The sequence below is a fragment of the Burkholderia sp. SIMBA_062 genome (assembly GCF_046534765.1).
Classification (GTDB): Bacteria; Pseudomonadota; Gammaproteobacteria; order Burkholderiales; family Burkholderiaceae; genus Burkholderia; species Burkholderia ambifaria.
The window spans coordinates 62,237-80,405 of the sequence record NZ_JAWRYD010000026.1; the positions used below are offsets into that span (position 1 = coordinate 62,237).

At 58.7% G+C, this 18,169-nt stretch carries 12 protein-coding genes and 1 pseudogene; 12 read left to right on the top strand and 1 reads right to left on the bottom strand.

Annotated features, from left to right (window positions below):
* The first annotated feature begins 1,023 nt into the window (after positions 1 to 1,023).
* The 4 genes from SB786_RS25390 to SB786_RS25405 all read left to right on the top strand — a co-directional run bounded on the left by SB786_RS25390 (position 1,024) and on the right by SB786_RS25405 (position 6,764).
* The gene (locus SB786_RS25390) at positions 1,024 to 1,959 is read left to right on the top strand and encodes a GDP-L-fucose synthase family protein (protein WP_410729890.1); all 936 of its coding nucleotides are present in this window, start codon (positions 1,024 to 1,026) and stop codon (positions 1,957 to 1,959) included.
* Between the two features lie 86 nt (positions 1,960 to 2,045).
* Positions 2,046 to 3,407, top strand: a complete 1,362-nt coding sequence (locus SB786_RS25395) for an FkbM family methyltransferase (RefSeq protein ID WP_410729891.1) — start codon at positions 2,046 to 2,048, stop codon at positions 3,405 to 3,407.
* A complete protein-coding gene (locus tag SB786_RS25400) occupies positions 3,344 to 5,599 on the top strand; it encodes a glycosyltransferase (protein WP_410729892.1) in 2,256 nt (751 codons plus the stop codon). Before SB786_RS25395 ends, SB786_RS25400 begins: the two co-directional genes overlap by 64 nt.
* A 391-nt stretch (positions 5,600 to 5,990) precedes the next feature.
* On the top strand, positions 5,991 to 6,764 hold the full coding sequence (locus SB786_RS25405) for a sulfotransferase domain-containing protein (protein ID WP_410729893.1): 774 nt from the start codon (positions 5,991 to 5,993) through the stop codon (positions 6,762 to 6,764).
* Between the two features lie 100 nt (positions 6,765 to 6,864).
* Here the strand turns inward: SB786_RS25405 and SB786_RS25410 are convergent.
* Positions 6,865 to 7,362, bottom strand: a pseudogene (locus tag SB786_RS25410) (transposase); the annotation flags it as partial.
* A gap of 373 nt (positions 7,363 to 7,735) precedes the next feature.
* Between SB786_RS25410 and rfbB the strand changes: the two are divergent.
* The 8 genes from rfbB to SB786_RS25450 all read left to right on the top strand — a co-directional run bounded on the left by rfbB (position 7,736) and on the right by SB786_RS25450 (position 18,168).
* On the top strand, positions 7,736 to 8,797 hold the full coding sequence (gene rfbB / locus SB786_RS25415) for a dTDP-glucose 4,6-dehydratase (RefSeq protein WP_410729894.1): 1,062 nt from the start codon (positions 7,736 to 7,738) through the stop codon (positions 8,795 to 8,797).
* Positions 8,798 to 8,808: 11 nt separating this feature from the next.
* Positions 8,809 to 9,702 carry a glucose-1-phosphate thymidylyltransferase RfbA gene (rfbA, locus tag SB786_RS25420; protein WP_410729895.1) on the top strand — a complete coding sequence of 298 codons (894 nt, stop codon included), beginning with the start codon at positions 8,809 to 8,811 and terminating at the stop codon, positions 9,700 to 9,702.
* Complete coding sequence (rfbC, locus tag SB786_RS25425) at positions 9,687 to 10,238, top strand: dTDP-4-dehydrorhamnose 3,5-epimerase (RefSeq protein WP_410729896.1); 552 nt, start codon at positions 9,687 to 9,689, stop codon at positions 10,236 to 10,238. The genes rfbA and rfbC overlap by 16 nt, the downstream gene beginning before the upstream one ends.
* Positions 10,235 to 11,131: a dTDP-4-dehydrorhamnose reductase gene (gene rfbD / locus SB786_RS25430; RefSeq protein WP_410729897.1), complete on the top strand. Its 897-nt coding sequence runs from the start codon at positions 10,235 to 10,237 to the stop codon at positions 11,129 to 11,131. The genes rfbC and rfbD overlap by 4 nt, the downstream gene beginning before the upstream one ends.
* Before the next feature lie 218 nt (positions 11,132 to 11,349).
* Complete coding sequence (locus SB786_RS25435) at positions 11,350 to 12,795, top strand: mannose-1-phosphate guanylyltransferase/mannose-6-phosphate isomerase (protein ID WP_410729898.1); 1,446 nt, start codon at positions 11,350 to 11,352, stop codon at positions 12,793 to 12,795.
* A 71-nt stretch (positions 12,796 to 12,866) separates the two neighbouring features.
* On the top strand, positions 12,867 to 13,115 hold the full coding sequence (locus tag SB786_RS25440; RefSeq protein WP_410729899.1) for a hypothetical protein: 249 nt from the start codon (positions 12,867 to 12,869) through the stop codon (positions 13,113 to 13,115).
* Positions 13,115 to 14,443 carry a methyltransferase domain-containing protein gene (locus SB786_RS25445; protein ID WP_410729900.1) on the top strand — a complete coding sequence of 443 codons (1,329 nt, stop codon included), beginning with the start codon at positions 13,115 to 13,117 and terminating at the stop codon, positions 14,441 to 14,443. Before SB786_RS25440 ends, SB786_RS25445 begins: the two co-directional genes overlap by 1 nt.
* A complete protein-coding gene (locus tag SB786_RS25450; protein ID WP_410729901.1) occupies positions 14,443 to 18,168 on the top strand; it encodes a glycosyltransferase in 3,726 nt (1,241 codons plus the stop codon). Before SB786_RS25445 ends, SB786_RS25450 begins: the two co-directional genes overlap by 1 nt.
* The last annotated feature ends 1 nt before the right edge of the window (position 18,169 follow it).

Consider the following 18,169-nt stretch of genomic DNA (forward strand, 5'->3'; position numbering starts at 1 on the left):
TCTTCTATTCGCAGAGCATGTTTTGCCGCCTGGACGCGCTCCACAAACGGCTCCCGGAGAAGGGGCGGACTTCATGTCGGCTTCGAAGGTTCGCTGGATTACGACTTTGCGTTGCGCTGCATCGAGCAGTTCGATGCAGCCGGCATCCATCAACATTCCACAGCGACTGTATTGGCGACGCGTGCTAGCCGCGGGTGCGGCTTCGCTTGCCGACGCGAGGCCGTGTCCGATCGAGGGCGGCGAGCGCCCGCTGAACCAGCATTTCCTGCGGCGCGGCATCTGGGTTCCGTCGAATAGACGGGGCGAATCGGCCGTGCCCGCTACTCGCAGAAGTCCGTGCCACCTCTTGTGAGCCTCACCCTTCCGACACTGCGGCCTGCACCTGACTCGTCGTTGCGTCGGCAGTATTGTCGCGAAGACGCAGTACCCCGCACTTTGAAATCGTTATGGTCAATAACGGATCGGGCAATTCGATCAAGCTTGCGCATGTCAAATCGGTCGTGAGCGAGACGCGGATCCGTGTGCTGCGCGACGAGCGACCGTCCAATTGTTTCGCACTGCTAATGCGGCCATCAAGGACACCGACCGGCCACCCACCGCAGCCGCGTTATGGGTACTTCCGCCGTACTGCCGCGAATCGGTGGTTTTGGGGTCGCGACAGTGATGGGTTGCGGGGACAACCGGGAAAGGCAGGCGCACGTTGTGCCCGAAATCGCCCACATGCACAAGTGCTGGGTTGTGCTCGTGGCCGGCGATCCCCTGCAGGTTACATCTGTCTTTGGAGATTGACGACTTCCGTCTCCGTCGCCCTGCCACCGCGCGGCGAGCAATTGTGTTGAGGCCCACGACGCATCGCACTTGCTGTCGTCTCCTTGGGAGGGTCAGGTCGTCGGTAGCGTAGTGTCTGTATAATTGTTGGGGTTGTAACGTTTGCAGCATCATGTGCTATTCCATCGTTGAAGTCGATTGCGGTCGCGAAGTGTTGACGGGAAAGCAAATGGTTAAAATTTGGAGAGTTTTGGAATGGCGGAATCTGAAGAAAGCGTCTTGATCACGGGCGCTGGTGGGGTGATCGGCCACGCATTAAAGCAGGAATTGGCGGACTCGGGCTACTCGAACGTCGTCGCAATCACGAGCAGTGACGTCGATCTTAGAGATCAGAGCGCGACTGAAAAAATGTTCGATGAATTGCGCCCGACTATCGTTTTCCATATGGCGGCGCGGGTGTACGGCATCATGGGGAATATGTCCAATCGGGGCATCGCGTATCTGGACAACGTTCGAATCAACACCAACGTAGTCGAGGCTGCACGTCAGACAGGGTGCAAGAAGTTTGTCGCCATGGGCTCGACGGCCATTTACTCTGATCAGGTCCGTCTCCCGATGTCCGAGGAGCAAATCTGGGTTGGGGCGCCGCATCATTCCGAGGCTCCGTACGCACACAGCAAGCGCGGTATGCTTGCGCAGCTCGAGGCCTACAAAGATCAATACGGAATGGACTACGCATTTTGCGTATCCACCAATCTCTTTGGTCCGCACGACAAGTTCGACGAGAAATTCGGACATGTCATTCCGTCGCTTGTGTCGAAGTTCTATCGTGCATCTGTTCTAGGGCAGCCCATTTCCGTCTGGGGGTCTGGGAAAGCTGAACGGGACTTTCTCTTCAGTGGCGACGCTGCGTACGCGCTTCGCCTTATCGCCGAAAATCACACGGGCGCAATCAATCTGGCGACCGGTCAATCGCACACGATTCGGCATACGGTCGACACGCTTTGCCAGATTTCGGGCTTCAGCGGCAGCGTGGAATGGGATGCGACAAAGCCGGATGGCCAAAAACTGCGTGCATACGACATCTCGCGTCTGACGGCGTTGGGCTTCAAGCCTCGACTCTCGTTCGACGAAGCGTTGGCGATTACTTACGACTGGTATTGCAAGAACGTCGCGTCTGCCAGAAAGTAATTGCATGGCATTGCCCCTGGTGTGCTTGCGTGTAAAGGGACCGCACACCATCTCTCTAACGTGTGGTCATTCGAGTTGTTTGATCGATGAAATTTGTATCGTACGCGCAGAACTATGAAGATGTGATGCTCCGGCGCGCGCTCGCTAAAGTCGATCGCGGATTCTACATAGATGTCGGCGCAGCCGAGCCATATGCAGATTCGGTAACCGCAGCATTCTACGAGCGTGGCTGGCGTGGCATAAACATCGAGCCGATGCCTGGGCCGTTCGATAGACTGGCCCAGGCGCGACCTCAAGACGTCAATCTACAAGTTGCCGTGGAGAACAAGCAGACGGTCGCCCAGTATTTCGCAGTGGATGGCGGTAACGGGATTTCGACGGGCATTCAAAAACTTGCCGAAGGGTATAGGAGCGCGAACTGGGACATCAGCCAGGTAACCGTTGCGGTCACGACATTGCGCGATATATGCGCGACGTATGTCGGCGAGAGGCCGGTCCATTTCCTCAAGATTGATGTTGAAGGTAACGAGAGAGAGGTGCTGGCGAGTGCCGATTTCAATACCTTTCGCCCCTGGATCATCCTGGTCGAGGCCACGGAGCCGAATTCCCAGATACCGTCGCATGACGGCTGGGAAGCCCTTTTGCTGGAAGCTAAATATCATTTCGTCTATTTCGATGGTCTGAATCGCTTCTACGTGTCGGCGGAAAAGATGGATGAATTGAAACACGCCTTTATGGTTCCGCCAAACTGGTTTGACGGATTTATTCGGGCATCGGAGTCCGACATGATTCGGCGTACGACGGATCTGGAGCAGCAGCTCATTGAATCGCGGAAGCAGCTGCAAGAGGCTCATGAGGGATGGTCTTTGGAAAAGGGCGCACGAGAAGAATTAGAGGTGCGATTGAACAGCAAATATCACAACATGACCGATCAGCCGCATGACGAGCAGGCGTCGCAAGTTGTTTTGAAAGACACAAGCCAAGATTGTGTCGTGAAGAATTCCAACATCTCGCACGACGAGATCGACCAACTCAAGGCGCGGGTTGCGGCAAGTGAGGGAGATTTGGAGAATCATCGCGCCCAATTGGCCGAATTGCGCGCGCGATTGACCGAGAGTGAAAAGTCCGGACAGGTGCTGAGCGCGGAGCGCGACACGGCTTACCAGGAACTGTTCGAGTCATCCAGACATGCTGCTTGGCTGAGCCAGGAAAGAGTGCGCTTGCAGGAAAGGATCGACGAATCATCCAGACATGTTGCTTGGTCGAACCAGGAAAGGGGACGCCTGCAGGCGAAGGTCGACGAACTTGAGCACATGATCGGTCCGCTCCGCTTACAAGAGGAGCGTGTGTCGGCCGCGCTGCATGCGGTGCTTCAGAGTACATCGTGGAAATTGACCGGCCCGCTGCGTTGCATAAAGCGCATGATGCAACGCCGATCCCAGTATTAATGGAGCAAATTTTGGTATCGAATTCGATTTGCGTCATTGGTCGCTGTACTTTCGGGACTGGAATTGGCGCTGTGACTTATGCAGCGTGTGAGATGTTGAGCCGATTTTATGCTGTTTCCATTTTTCCGACCGAGCCACATCTCCGTACTGAGCGCGAAATCGTACTGCCGAACGGAACGGTGGTCCCGGTTTGCACCGATCTTTCGCAGGCGAAGGTTGTCTTCTATACGGACGTGCTATGGAACGGCGCGTATGACGTGAATTACACCCTGGTTCCGCCCGGTGCATTGCGATTTGCTCATATCGCTTACGACTCCGATGAGCTACCGTCTCAATGGGTCAAAGTCCTTAACGAGCACTTCGATTTTGCGCTCTTCATGAGCCGGCACTTGGAAGACGTGGCTCGGAAATCGGGCGTCGAGATAGGGATGGGTACGCTGCCACTCGCCTTGGACATTGAAGGACTGTTGAGCCGCCCCTATCGGGCTTCGTCGGGTGGTAAGATCAAATTCTGTTCGATTGCAGCATTTCATGCCCGTAAAGGTGTCGAGGCGCTTGTTGAGGGGTTCATTCGTGCTTTCGGTGATCGACAGGACGTGGAGCTCACGATACATTCAAATCTCGCGATCGGCTCAAGTTTTGAGCGCGTCAAGAAACTGGTCGACTCTAGAAAGGCAACGAATATTGTCATCAGTTGTGCTCCCCTGACTGATCAAGAGAAAAATTCGCTGATCGAGGATTGTGATGTTTTCGTGAATTGCTCCCGCGGTGAAGGATATTCCATCGGGCCGCGAGAAGCCCTCGCATTGGGGAAAGTACTCGCGATAACAGCTGTTGGTGGTCATAACGATCTGATTTCGACGCCTGGCGTTTTTGCTATACCGGCTACTATTGCGATGCCGGCACGCTACCCCGAAATCGATAATCTCGTCGTCGGCCGGCAATTTGCTGCGGATATCGACGACATCAGCATGGCACTCACGGACGCTTTTGAATACATTTCGTCCGGCATAAGTGCGACGACGGTCCGTGCGCGGCGGCAACTCGCCGCCGAGTTCAGTTTTACTGGTCTGGAGCTGAATTACGGCGAGTTGATCGATACCAAACTTCGGTCGTTTCGGCCCCGGCAATGCGGTTCACGCTTTACCAGATTGCCGGCCGAATTGCCAGCGACCGTGGAGCGGCTTCTGGGACATCGTTCTGCATCACTTCCTGGTGTTGATCGTACCGTTGTGCAGTCTCATGACGGCGGCTTCTTTTCGGTATTCAACACATTCATGAGCCATTTGGTGTGGGATCAGCGTGACAAGCGGTGTCACATGGTCTTGCCAGACTGGAACGTGGATCGCATGATCAAGCGCGTAGGTACGGCTCAATTCATGAGCTTTTGCTATGGGCGCCCGAACGAGGGAAATGTCTGGTCCAAACTGTTCGAGCCGCTCTACGGCCTCAGCGACGCAGATATGGACGACGAGGGCTTCCTGTACGCAAAGGGGCGTCCACCTGCCGCGGTGTTCAATCATGAACGTGAGCCGCAACTTACTTATGTCCACGCGTATAAATTGTATAAGAGCGGTCAATTTTCTCGTATTCGCTCGCAATACAACACGGTGTTCAGGGATCATGTGCATTTGCGCCCTCGATACCAGCGCGAATTGGATGAATTCCGGGCGAACTTTGCCGGGAAGTTTATGATTGCGGCGCACGTCAAGCATCCGAGCCACGTGATCGAGCAGCCGAGCGGAAAAATCGCACACATCCAATCGTATATAGACGGGATTAAGCGCCAGCTCGAGGCTCGTGGATTTGAAAAGGATTCTCCGGGCTGGGCGGTATTTCTTGCGACGGATCAGGATCGAGTAATCAACGTCTTCAAGGAAGAATTTGGCGACAAGATCTTTTGCTACGAGGATGTCCGTCGAACAACCGAGGCTGAAGATGCACGCTACGACCAGTTGGGGGCAGAGGAGCGCCGTGCAGAAGGCTTTCAGGTGCAACACTTGGTCGCTGCAAATCCGGATAACTGGAACATTAGGATGGCTTGGGAAGTGATTCGCGATGCGATGACCATGGCGCATTGCAATGTGCTTCTCCACATTGTCAGCAATGTTTCGACAGCAGTGTCGTACATGAATCCGGACATCGAACTGGTTTTCTGTTCCGCCGAAGAGGGTGAGTCCTCACGTCACTGAATGCTTGCTTTGCGTTTGGCGCCGAGGGGCATGCGCAGCGTCGAGCGCGCGCTGGGCTTAGTCGCTGGGCCTGATGGAAAACAAGTGGAGTCGACAAGCAAGTGCCGGTGCGCATGACAAAGCTAGTGGGTCTGCGTGACAAGTGCACCAGGCCTATCTGGTGACTTGTGTCTTAAGCGTGACGCTGTATTAGCGCTTACGGTGTCGCACCGCACGATGTGCCGCCGGTCAGTCGAATCGGTACGGCCTATCGACAGATTGTCGGTTGTGGCGGGACGTTTGATTCCAACACCGGCCGGCGATACGAGCGTGGGGGAGGAACGTCGCGGATTGAAGCGACTGTGTGAGACCTTTGGTTTTTAGAGTGTATATGCGAGTTACAGGAGATAGTTTGTCCACCAACGCTCAGGATCGCCCGTCTAGTGAAATTTTGCGTATCGCGGTGGTGAGTTCCCCGCGGAGCGGTAATTCGTGGATCAGATCGACGCTCGCGGGCGCACTGTCCATGCAGGAGATCGCGATTCACAATTATCTCGATGCTCCGGCCGTTTTACCGCCGAGGTGTTTTCTTCAGATCCATTGGTATCGCGAACCGAACTTTCAAGCTTGGCTTCGCGCGAATCAATTCCGAATATTGACGGTAGCAAGACATCCGCTCGACGTTCTCGTGTCGGCGCTGCACTACATTCGATACGAACCGGGAACGAGCCGATGGCTTGAGGGGAATGTGAAATTGCCTGGGGAATTGGCGAATGCCAGCCCGTCCTCCGCCGAATTTCTCGAGTACGCTCTTGGCATGGGCGCCGAAGATCTGCTTTCGATCACGTATCAATGGTGGAACGATCCCGAGGTGCTTCGCCTTCGATACGAAGATGCCGTTGCGAACCCTGAAGTGGTGCTTGGCAATCAAATCGCCGCATTAGGGGGCAGTGCACAGGATGTTGTTCCCTGGCTGGCGCACCTCAGTATCGACAAGATGCGTGCGACGCCGAACCGCCACGGATGGCAAGGAAGCCCGGGGCTCTGGCGCCGTTTGATTGTCCCTCAAGACGCCATTCGCATCTACAGAAGGCATCGAAGAATTTTTGATACCTTGGGCTATGCGATTCGGCCGTACTTTCTGACGCGTGCGGCGGCCTATCGTAACTGGATGGAGCGACTTTAGCAGGTCGCGCTTGCTGAATGGTCGTGTTTCATCACGTCACGGCTGGGTGTATGCCTAGCAAATTCCCGCTCGTCCAATAAGGCGGGGGCTATGTGTTTCATCAAGCGCTCGGGGTTGACTTGGGTTGGTAAACAGTGCCGTTCGCAGCATGGAGGACAGAACATCGCGGCGTCGCCGTGAGAGCGCAACGAGCGCTTGACTCTGACGCGGGCGTAGTAAGCCCGCGAGACGGTCTCGCGATGCCAGGAAGGCAGATAGGAGCAAGGCGCTTGAGCACCTTGTTGTCGCGTCCGGACGGAGGCTCACCGCGTATCGGCGAGCCCGAGCGTCGGATGACGGGGTAAGGTCGGCGTAGGCAGATGGGCAACTGAAGACTTTCCGGGAGACCGCGGTCAGGAGTGTGGCGGCGATCCTGACGCCGGCTCCCGGCATACTGGTCAGGGCCGGTCAAAGATCGTGAGCAAGCACCCGCCATTTTGCTTCGACAGTGAACGCCTCGCATTGCTTACGCGCGGCGGCAAGTTGCGGGGTCAAAGTGAGGCGCGACAATAGTGGGGGCCTGTGGGCGGGGCACGATCACGGCTTGTTCGCTCAGTGCTGAGCAATCGCAGTCGCCGGACGCTTACTTGCATCGCAGTTTACGCCGAGTGACGGGTACGGGGCACGTTGCAAAGCCGGCGGGTCGGTAGAACAGAATGCTATATCGGGAGCGATCTTAACGCCACTTCAACCGGTTGATTGTTTCGCCGATGCACGGGCCGGGCCTTGTATCAATTTGTTACCCGCATGAGTCTTGCTTCGCGCAATTTCCTATAATTGCCTTTTTCTCGCAAAAATTAGCACTTCGTGACAGTGACGATCATGGCGACCGGTTAAAATCCGGGACCTGACGTGGCTCGGGCGTTGCCACCCGTGATATGTCATGCGATGAGCGCCCGCCGGGCGGGCCGCACATTTCTAAAGGAAGTCTCATGATCCTGGTGACGGGGGGGGCGGGTTTTATCGGCGCCAACTTTGTTCTCGATTGGCTGCACCACAGCGTCGAGCCCGTGCTCAATGTCGACAAGCTGACCTACGCAGGCAATCTGCGCACGCTACAGTCGCTGAGTGGTAATCCGAAGCACGTGTTTGCGCGTGTCGACATTTGCGATCGGGCCGCGCTCGACGCACTGTTTGCCGAGCACAAGCCGCGCGCCGTCGCACACTTCGCAGCCGAGAGCCACGTTGATCGTTCGATTCATGGTCCCGCCGATTTCGTGCGGACCAACGTCGTCGGCACGTTTACGTTGCTCGAGGCGGCGCGCGCGTACTGGAGCGGGTTGAACGATACCGACAAGGCCGGATTTCGCTTCCTGCACGTGTCGACCGACGAGGTATTCGGCTCGCTGTCCTCGACCGATCCCCAATTCTCCGAAACGACGCCGTACGCGCCGAACAGCCCGTATTCGGCGACCAAGGCCGGCTCTGACCATCTCGTGCGTGCCTATCACCATACCTACGGCTTGCCGACGCTGACGACGAATTGCTCGAACAACTACGGCCCATATCAGTTTCCCGAGAAGCTGATTCCGCTCATGATTGCGAACGCACTTGCGGGCAAGCCACTGCCGATCTACGGCGACGGCCAGAACGTGCGCGACTGGCTGTACGTCGGCGATCATTGCAGTGCGATCCGCGAGGTGCTTGTGCGTGGCATGCCGGGCGAGACATACAACGTCGGCGGCTGGAACGAGAAAAAGAATCTCGACGTCGTGCACACGCTCTGCGACCTGCTCGACAGCGCGCGTCCGAAGGCGGCGGGTTCCTATCGCGACCAGATTACCTACGTGACGGATCGTCCCGGTCACGATCGCCGCTACGCGATCGACGCGCGCAAGCTCGAGCGCGAACTAGGGTGGAAGCCGGCAGAGACGTTCGAGACGGGCCTGGCGAAGACTGTCCGCTGGTATCTCGATAATCAGGCGTGGGTTGACGACGTCGTGTCGGGCGAATATCGCAACTGGGTCGAGACGAATTACGCGCAACGTACTTGAGGGCATGGTCGATGGCACGTAAAGGCATCATTCTCGCGGGCGGCTCCGGCACGCGGCTGTATCCGATCACGCATGTCGTATCGAAACAGCTCCTGCCGGTCTACGACAAGCCGATGATCTACTATCCGTTGTCCACGCTGATGGTGGCCGGAATTCGCGACATTCTGATCATTTCGACACCGCAGGATACGCCTCGCTTCGAGGCGATGCTCGGCGACGGCAGCCAGTGGGGAATGAATATCCGCTATTCGGTGCAGCCGTCGCCGGACGGGCTCGCGCAGGCGTTCATCATCGGGCGGGATTTCATCGGCAACGATCCGTCGGCGCTGATTCTCGGTGACAACATCTTCTACGGGCACGATCTGGCGAAACAGCTCGAGCGTGCGGACGCGAAGCAGTCGGGCGCGACCGTGTTCGCGTATCACGTACAGGATCCCGAGCGTTACGGCGTCGTCGAATTCGACAGGGACTTTCGCGCGCTGTCGATCGAGGAGAAGCCGGCGGTGCCGCGCTCGAACTATGCGGTGACCGGCCTGTACTTCTACGACAACCAGGTGTGCGACATCGCCGCCGGCATCAAGCCGTCCGCGCGCGGCGAGCTCGAGATCACCGACGTGAATTCCCGCTATCTCGCTGCGGGTGAACTCGACGTCGAGATCATGGGCCGCGGCTACGCATGGCTCGATACCGGCACGCACGATTCGCTGATCGAAGCAGCGACGTTCATCGCAACGTTGCAGAAGCGGCAGGGGCTCGTCGTGGCCTGCCCGGAAGAGATTGCCTATCGCAGGCAGTGGATCGACGCAGATCAGTTGCGCAGGCTGGCCGTGCCGCTGGCAAAGAACAGCTACGGGCGTTATCTCGAACACCTTCTTTCGGATCAGGTCGCATGGCAATTCAAGTAACGGCAACCGCGCTGCCGGAAGTCAAAATCGTCGAGCCGAAGGTGTTCGGCGATGCGCGCGGCTATTTTTATGAAAGCTTCAATGCGCGCGAGTTTGCGGAGCACGTGGCGGCTGGCGTCGAATTCGTTCAGGACAATCATTCGCGCTCCGCAAAGGGCGTGCTGCGTGGTTTGCACTACCAGATTCGGCATGCACAGGGGAAGCTTGTGCGCGTCGTGGAGGGCGAGGTATTCGACGTTGCGGTCGACATCCGCAGGAGCTCGCCGGATTTCGGCAAGTGGGTTGGCGTCGTCCTGTCGGCCGAGAATCATCGGCAAGTCTGGATTCCACCTGGTTTTGCGCACGGTTTCGTCGTACTGTCCGACGCTGCGCAGTTCCTGTACAAGACGACCGACTACTGGTATCCCGAGCATGAGCGCTGTATCGTCTGGAACGATCCGGAAATCGGCATCGAATGGCCGGTCGATGTGGACCCGTTGCTGGCGGCCAAGGACGCCGCAGGGGCACGACTCAGCGAAGCCGAGGTCTACGCTTGAAACAGGACACAAGGCACACGCCCACGATTCTCGTGACCGGGGTAACCGGTCAGATCGGCTTCGAATTGTTGCGGGCGCTCCAGGGGCTCGGCCGAGTGGTGCCGTGTGACCGTTCGGTGCTCGATCTCGCCGATCTCGATCGGGTGCGTGCTTTCGCGAGAGATCTGAAGCCGGCACTGATCGTGAATCCGGCCGCTTATACGGCGGTGGACAAGGCGGAGAGCGAAGTCGAGCTCGCGCGACGGCTGAATGTCGATGTGCCGCGCGTATTCGCTGAAGAAGCGGCGCGTAGCGGTGGCACGCTGATTCATTACTCGACCGATTATGTGTTCGACGGCACGAAAGTGGGCGCGTATGTGGAAACCGACGCACCGAATCCGTTGAACGTGTATGGGGCGACGAAGCTGGAGGGTGAGCAGGCGATCGCCGCGACCGGATGTGCGCACATGATCCTGCGCACGAGTTGGGTATATGGCCGGCGCGGCAGGAACTTCCTCCTGACGATGCTCAAGCTCGGTGCCGAGCGCCCGGAATTGCGAATCGTCGCGGATCAAGTCGGCGCGCCGACCTGGGCGGCGACCATCGCCGCCGCGACGTCGCACATCATCGCCCAGGCCGCCGCGTCGGGCGACACCGACTGGTGGGCGCGCCGGGCCGGCGTCTATCACCTTACATCTGCCGGAGCGACTTCGTGGTGTGGCTTTGCCGAGGCGATATTCAGTATCGCCATGGCTTCTCATGCGCCGAGGGTTGTGCCGATTTCCTCGGACGACTACCCGACGCCCGCGAAGCGGCCGGCCAATTCGAAAATGGCGCTGGGGAAGCTGGCGGAGGTCTTCGGCATGCAGATGCCGGATTGGCGCGATGCATTGCGGTTGTGCTTGAGCGAATGAGCGGTCATGGTGACGTTCGCCGGCGGCCCGCATGAAGGTCGGGCCCCTTTCCCCGCGGTTGTTCGGCGGCCCGGCAGTTTCCGGGGAAAGTAGTTCGCCGGCTATAATTCGCGTTTTGGTCCGGTTTGGCCGGCCTACACCGATGCCGGTAGTGTAATGAGGCAAATGGCGAAGGCGTTGACCTTGCCAACGGCTACTAAATCTCTGGAGTGTATGTGATGTTAATCCCCGTCATCCTGTCCGGTGGTGCTGGCACCCGACTGTGGCCAGTTTCCCGCGAAGGGCATCCCAAACCTTTCATGAAGCTCGCCGACGGCGAGAGCTTGCTCGTGAAAACTTACCGGCGGGCGGCAGCGGTGGTTGGCGGCGATGCGGCAGCGCAGCGCGGAGAACTCCTGACGGTCACGAACCGCGACTACTACTTCATGAGCAAGGACGAGTTCGGCTATGCCGCGCTCGGCAATCAGCAGTCCGGTGTGTTCATGCTCGAGCCCGCCGGCCGCAACACCGCCCCTGCGGTGGCGATGGCGGCGCATCATGTAGCGGACAAATACGGTCGCGATGCGCTGATGCTGGTGCTCGCAGCCGATCATCTGGTGCAAGACCAGGAAGGTTTCGCGGCCGCCGTGTCAAGCGCGGTCGAACTGGCGAAGCAGGACAAGCTGGTCACGTTCGGGATCGTGCCGACGAGCCCGGACACGGGCTTCGGCTACATCGAAGCCGGTGAGAGCGTCGGTGGCGGCCGCGCCGCGCTGCGCTTCGTCGAAAAACCCGACGCTGTGAAGGCCGCCGAATATGTTGCGGCGGGCAACTACTTGTGGAACTCGGGCATGTTCTGCTTCAAGGCCGGCGTCATTCTCGACGAGATGGCGCGTCACGCTCCCGACGTTGCCACGGCCGCCGATGCATGTTGGGCCTCGCTGCAAGCGGACAAAGGCTCTGCACAGATGCTCGAGATTCCTGCCGAGTCGTTCGAGAAGATGCCCGACATCTCGATCGACTATGCGGTGATGGAGCGTTCGTCCCAAGTGGTGGTGGTGCCGTCCAGTTTCGGCTGGAGCGATATCGGCTCGTGGAGTGCCGTACGCGAGCTGGTCGCGCCCGACCAGGACAGCAACCGGGCCGTCGGCGAGGCGATCTTCGTCGACAGCCGGAACACATACGTGCAAAGTCAGGATCGCGTCGTGGCTGCGGTTGGCGTCGCCGACCTGATGATCGTCGATACGCCGGACGCGCTGCTGGTTGCGCATCCGGATCGCGCGCAGGACGTGAAACAGGTTGTCGCTCGGCTGAAGAAGCAGAATCACGACGCGTACAAACTGCATCGCACCGTGAGCCGCCCGTGGGGTACCTACACGGTGCTTGAGGAAGGCCCGCGCTTCAAGATCAAGCGCATCGAAGTCAAGCCTGGCGCGAGCCTCAGTTTGCAGATGCACCATCATCGCAGCGAGCACTGGATCGTCGTGTGCGGGATGGCCAAGGTCGTCAACGGCGATCAGGAAATCTTCGTTCGAACCAACGAATCCACCTACATTCCTGCCGGTCACAAGCACCGCCTGGAGAATCCCGGCGTGCTGGACCTCGTGATGATCGAGGTGCAAAGCGGCGAATACCTGGGAGAAGACGATATCGTTCGCTTCCAAGACGTGTACGGACGGGCTTGATGCCGGGAACGATGAAAGCCCAGTGGATTCGCCGGGCTTCATGGCGCGGCCTGGGCTGTTTTTGAGCGACGATGATCAGTTCGCTGGGCGGGCGTGCCCGGCTGTCTGATGTCGACAACGGCTTCGCGTACAGCATCCACCTGTATGCACGCATGTTGCCGCGGAGCACGTGCGTCAGAATTGCCGGCCGCGCCCATAGCGTGTTTATCGACAACGTCGATCTGATCAAGAAGCTGAGCTTCACCCGGCTCTGCTTGCCGGTGATGGATAATTTCGTCAGTGTGGCCTGCCTGCAGACGATGGTGAGGAGTTTGCCGTAGTGGATAGCTTTTATCGCGCGTTTGAAGATCAGCATCGAGGCTCAAGGGAACTGATCAAAAGTCGGCTGGCGAAATACCAGCCGTTCATTGCGCCCCTTGCGACGCTCCATCCGGGCGGGAAGGCGTTCGATCTGGGTTGCGGTCGCGGTGAATGGTTGGAACTGATGGTCGAATCGGGGTTCAACGCGCTCGGCGTGGACCTCGATGTCGATATGCTGCAAGCATGTCGGGAGCGCGGTCTGCCCGTATTGCAGGGCGACGCTATCGAGTATCTTGCGGCGCTTGATTCGAATAGCCATGCGCTTGTGTCGGCGTTTCACGTCGTCGAGCATGTGCCGTTCGAGCAAGTTCGGAGAGTCGTCAGCGAAGCGTTGCGCGTACTCAAGCCAGGCGGGCTATTGATCCTCGAGACGCCGAACCCGGAAAATGTCGTCGTTGCGGGCTGCAATTTCTATCTGGATCCCAGCCACAATCGGCCGATTCCTTCTGAACTCCTGAGTTTCCTCGGCAAGCATGCCGGATTTGCCAGAGTCAAGCAGCTTCGGCTGCAGGAACCTCCTGCGTTGCACGAGGCTGGCGCGCGGATTCGTCTTCTCGATGTACTGGGCGGTGTAAGTCCGGATTACGCGATCGTTGCCCAGAAATCCTGCAGCGAAGCAGAGGCCGGATTGTTCGACGAAGCGTTCGATGAGGATTATGGGCTGTCGTTAGCCGAGCTTGCCGCGCGTTTCGACGCAGGAGCCGCCCGGCAGCATGAGCACGCCGCCGAACAGATCCAGCGGACCCACGACGAAGTGCGGCGCCTTCATGGCGAGCTGGGCTTGATCCACGAAGAGCTGACCCGCACCCGCAGCGAACTGACGCAAGCTGTCGATGAACTGGGGCAGGTCCGGCGCGACCTCGGGCGTGTCCGGAGCGACCTGGGGCAAGTGAACGGCGAACTGAAGCGGGTCCACGACGAAGCACAGCACACCGCCGGGCAATTGCAGGCAGTCTATGGCAGCACGTCATGGCGTATCACTGCGCCCATGCGAAACGCCGTCACGTTCGCTCGTAGCGCGAAAGGGGCGTGCAAATCCGGCATGCGGCGCGTGCTGTTCAAAAGCGTCGCATACGTTAACCGCAATCCCCGCCTGCGGCGATTGGCGGTGCGAGTGCTAGGCGCGATGCCCGGCGTGAAGCATCGGCTCGTTCGGATTATCGTTGGGGCTCCTATGCAGCGGGTGCATAGAAGGCCGATAGACGATGATGGTTTGACACCCCGCGCGCGCGAAGCGTACATGGCACTGAAGTCAGCCTTCGCGCCCGACAATGGGGATATTGAATAATGCGTATCGTTGTTGACATGCAAGGGGCGCAGAGCCTCAATTCGCGCAATCGCGGCGTGGGCCGTTACACCGAGTCCATCGTCAAAGCGATGATCCGGAATCGCGGCGATCACGAAATCGTACTGGCGCTCAACGGCGCGTTCGAGGAGTCCGCCCGCATCCTGCGCGGGCAGTTCGAAGCGTTGCTGCCGAAGCGAAACATTCACGTCTGGTATTCGGCAGCGCCCGTCGCCCATGCAGATAAAGCCAATCGCTGGCGCCGAGAGTCCAGTGAATTGACCTATGAAGCGTTTCTGACGAGCCTGCGGCCGGATTTCATTTATATCGCCAGCTACTTCGAAGGCTTCGGCGACGATTCGATCACAAGCATCCACGCGCTTCAGACGAATGTTCCGGTCGCGGTCACGCTGTACGACCTGATTCCATATCTCTATGCCAAGCCTTATCTCGAGAATCCTCTTTTCAAGGATTGGTACCTGGAGAAAATCGAACATCTGCGCCGCGCGGATCTCTGGCTTGCCATCTCCGAATCGTCGCGCTCGGAAGGGATCGAACATCTCGATCTCGCGTCCGAGTGGTCGGTCAACATGTCCGCCGATGTCGATGCATGGTTCCGTCCCGAGCAGATTTCTTCCCAGCGCGAAACGGCGTTGCGGAGCAAGTATGGTCTGACAAAACCGTTCGTGCTGTATACGGGTGGTATCGATCATCGCAAGAACGTCGAGGGCATGATCCGCGCGTTCGCCTTGTTACCGCCCGAGTTGCGGCAGTCGCACCAGTTGGCGATCGTATGCTCCATTCAGCCGGCGAGCCGCGATGCATTGATGCGCCTGGCCAAGCAAGTCGGCCTCGAAGCGGCCGATGTCGTGTGCACAGGTTTTGTGCCCGACGAGGATCTGTTGGCCCTTTACAACTTGTGCCGCTTGTTCGTGTTTCCTTCATGGCATGAAGGTTTCGGCTTGCCTGTGCTGGAGGCGATGCGTTGCGGCGCGCCTGTAATCGGCGCGAATACGTCGAGCGTTCCCGAGGTCATTGGCTGGGACGATGCGCTGTTCGATCCCAAATCCGACGATGCGATTGCGCACCAGATGCAGCGTGGCCTGACGGATGAAAACTATCGTCAGGCGCTGGTCGAACACGGAAAGCGCCAGGCCGGGAAGTTCTCGTGGGATCGCAGCGGACGGTGCGCGCTCGATGCAATGGAGCGGCGGCGTGAGGCCTGGCTCGCCGAAGCGCGCGAGCCGGAAGGCCAGTCGCGACGTCCAAAACTGGCGTACGTGTCGCCATTGCCGCCGGCCCGCACGGGGATTGCGGACTACAGTTCGGAATTGCTGCCCGAGTTGGCGCGCTTTTACGATATCGACGTGATCGTCGACCGGGATGCAGCGACGGAAATTCAGTCAGGTCCGTTCGCGCACGTCTCGGTGAAAACACCGGCGTGGCTGCGCAAGCATGCGGATTCGTACGATCGGGTGCTCTATCATTTCGGGAACTCGTCGTTCCACGAGTACATGTTTCCGCTACTGGAAGCCGTGCCGGGCGTGGTTGTGCTGCACGATTTCTTTCTATCGGGCGTCCTCGCGCACATGGCCATTCATGGGAATCGTTCCGACTTGTGGTCCAAGGCGCTGTACGATGCACACGGATACGGCGGCCTGCGAGCGCGCCATCTGAGCGCGGACATCGCGGACGCCGTCTGGGACTATCCGTGCAGCTTGGGCGTGATCCAGAAGGGTCTGGGCGTGATTGTTCACTCGCCCAATTCAGTGCGACTGGCCCGCCACTGGTATGGCGGGGACGCGGTCGAATGGTCCGTGATTCCGCACATGCGCGAGGCGACTACCGCGTCGAGCGGCGAGGAAGCGCGCGATGCATTGGGAATCGGCAAGGACGACTTCGTGGTATGCGCGTTCGGCGGGCTCGGGCCGTCCAAGCTGAATCATCGGCTGCTCGATGCGTGGAGCCGCTCGTCCCTCGCGCGCGATCGGGCTTGTCATCTGATATTCGTCGGAGAAAATCAGCCGACCGAATATGGCGAGAAACTCGCGCGCACCATTCGACAAATGGCCGCGAAGGACCGGGTCCGCATTACCGGTTGGGCCGATGCGCAAATGTTCCGCCAGTATCTGGCGGCGGTCGATGTCGGCGTCCAGTTACGGACGCTGTCGCGCGGCGAGACGTCGGGAACGGTGCTGGATTGCATGAACTACGGCAAGGCGACGATCGTCAACGCCAACGGAAGCATGGCAGACCTGGATCGCGACGCTGTATGGATGCTGCCGGACGAGTTTTCCGACGAGCAACTGATCGACGCGCTCGATACGTTGCGGTCGGATCCGGCGCGCCGGCAACGGATGGGCGCGCGCGCCCGGGAAATCATCGTGACCGCTCATGCGCCCGACGTCTGTGCGCGACAGTATCGCGATGCCATCGAGCGATTCTATCTTCGGGCCAATGCGAATCCGATTGTACTGTCTCGCGCAATCGCGCTTCGAGCAGGTCAAGCAAGCGACGACCAGTTGCGCACGTGGGCGCTGACAGTGGCGAGGAGCTTCGTTCCGCGCAACGAAAAACGGCAATTATTGGTTGACATCTCCGAACTCGTGCAGGTGGATGCCAGAAGCGGGATCCAGCGTGTCGTGCGCAATCTGCTGAAGGAATGGCTGGATGCTCCGCCCGACGGATTCCGGGTGGAGCCCGTTTATGCCACCACCAAGGACTCCTATCGCTATGCGCGCGATTTTACGGCGAGGCTGATGGGATTCGATGACGGCTGGCTGCAGGACGAGCCGATCGACTATGCGGCGGGAGACGTGTTCGTCGGCCTGGATCTGCAACCGCGGGTGGTTCCGGCACAGCGGGCGTTCTATCAAAACATGCGATTGCAAGGGGTGCAGGTCAAGTTTGTCGTCTACGATTTGCTATGTGTGCTGCTCCCTCAGTACTTTGTTCCGGGCGCTGCCGATGGTTTTACGGGCTGGCTGGATGTCGTGGCGGAAGGCGACGGAGCTTTGTGCATTTCGCAGGCCGTGGCCACGGATTTGTCGTCGTGGCTGGCGGCGCATGCACCGCAGCGGGCACGGTCCTTCGAAATCGACTGGTTCCATTTGGGCGCAGACATCGAGAATTTCACGACGTCTTCGGAAATCCCGCGCGACGGCACCAAGGTACTTCAGCACCTGCGTGATTGCCCGACGTTCCTGATGGTTGGGACGCTGGAACCCCGCAAGGGGCATGCCCAGGTTCTGGATGCGTTCGAGCAGCTGTGGCGCGACAACGAGAACGTCAACCTGGTCGTCGTGGGACGACAGGGGTGGATGGTCGAGGATCTGGTCGCGCGGTTGCGAGCGCACAAGGAACAGGGGCGCCATCTGTTCTGGCTGGAAAATGCGTCGGACGTATATTTGGAGAAAATCTATGGCGCAAGCTCGTGCCTGATTGCGGCCTCCTATGGCGAAGGCTTTGGTTTGCCGCTGATCGAAGCCGCTCAGCACGGATTGGCGATCATTGCGCGCGATCTGCCGGTGTTTCGTGAAGTGGCGGGCGAGCATGCGTTTTATTTTTCCGCGCAGGAAGGGCAGGATCTGGCGACCGAGATCAAGGCATGGCTGGAGCTTCGGGCGAAGCAACAAGCGCCTTCGTCTCGCGGTATGCCGTTCATGACTTGGGCGCAGAGTGCTCGCCAATTGGCAAAAATTCTCACGCGCGATGAAGCGTATTCTTAAA

What these genes read in the sequence shown, in the direction of transcription:
- rfbC (WP_410729896.1), top strand. Translation starts at nt 9,687, where the DNA reads ATGGCAATTCAAGTAACGGCAACCGCGCTGCCGGAAGTCAAAATCGTC.
- SB786_RS25440 (WP_410729899.1), top strand. Translation starts at nt 12,867, where the DNA reads ATGATCAGTTCGCTGGGCGGGCGTGCCCGGCTGTCTGATGTCGACAAC.
- SB786_RS25435 (WP_410729898.1), top strand. Translation starts at nt 11,350, where the DNA reads ATGTTAATCCCCGTCATCCTGTCCGGTGGTGCTGGCACCCGACTGTGG.
- rfbB (WP_410729894.1), top strand. Translation starts at nt 7,736, where the DNA reads ATGATCCTGGTGACGGGGGGGGCGGGTTTTATCGGCGCCAACTTTGTT.
- SB786_RS25390 (WP_410729890.1), top strand. Translation starts at nt 1,024, where the DNA reads ATGGCGGAATCTGAAGAAAGCGTCTTGATCACGGGCGCTGGTGGGGTG.
- SB786_RS25450 (WP_410729901.1), top strand. Translation starts at nt 14,443, where the DNA reads ATGCGTATCGTTGTTGACATGCAAGGGGCGCAGAGCCTCAATTCGCGC.
- SB786_RS25395 (WP_410729891.1), top strand. Translation starts at nt 2,046, where the DNA reads ATGAAATTTGTATCGTACGCGCAGAACTATGAAGATGTGATGCTCCGG.
- rfbA (WP_410729895.1), top strand. Translation starts at nt 8,809, where the DNA reads ATGGCACGTAAAGGCATCATTCTCGCGGGCGGCTCCGGCACGCGGCTG.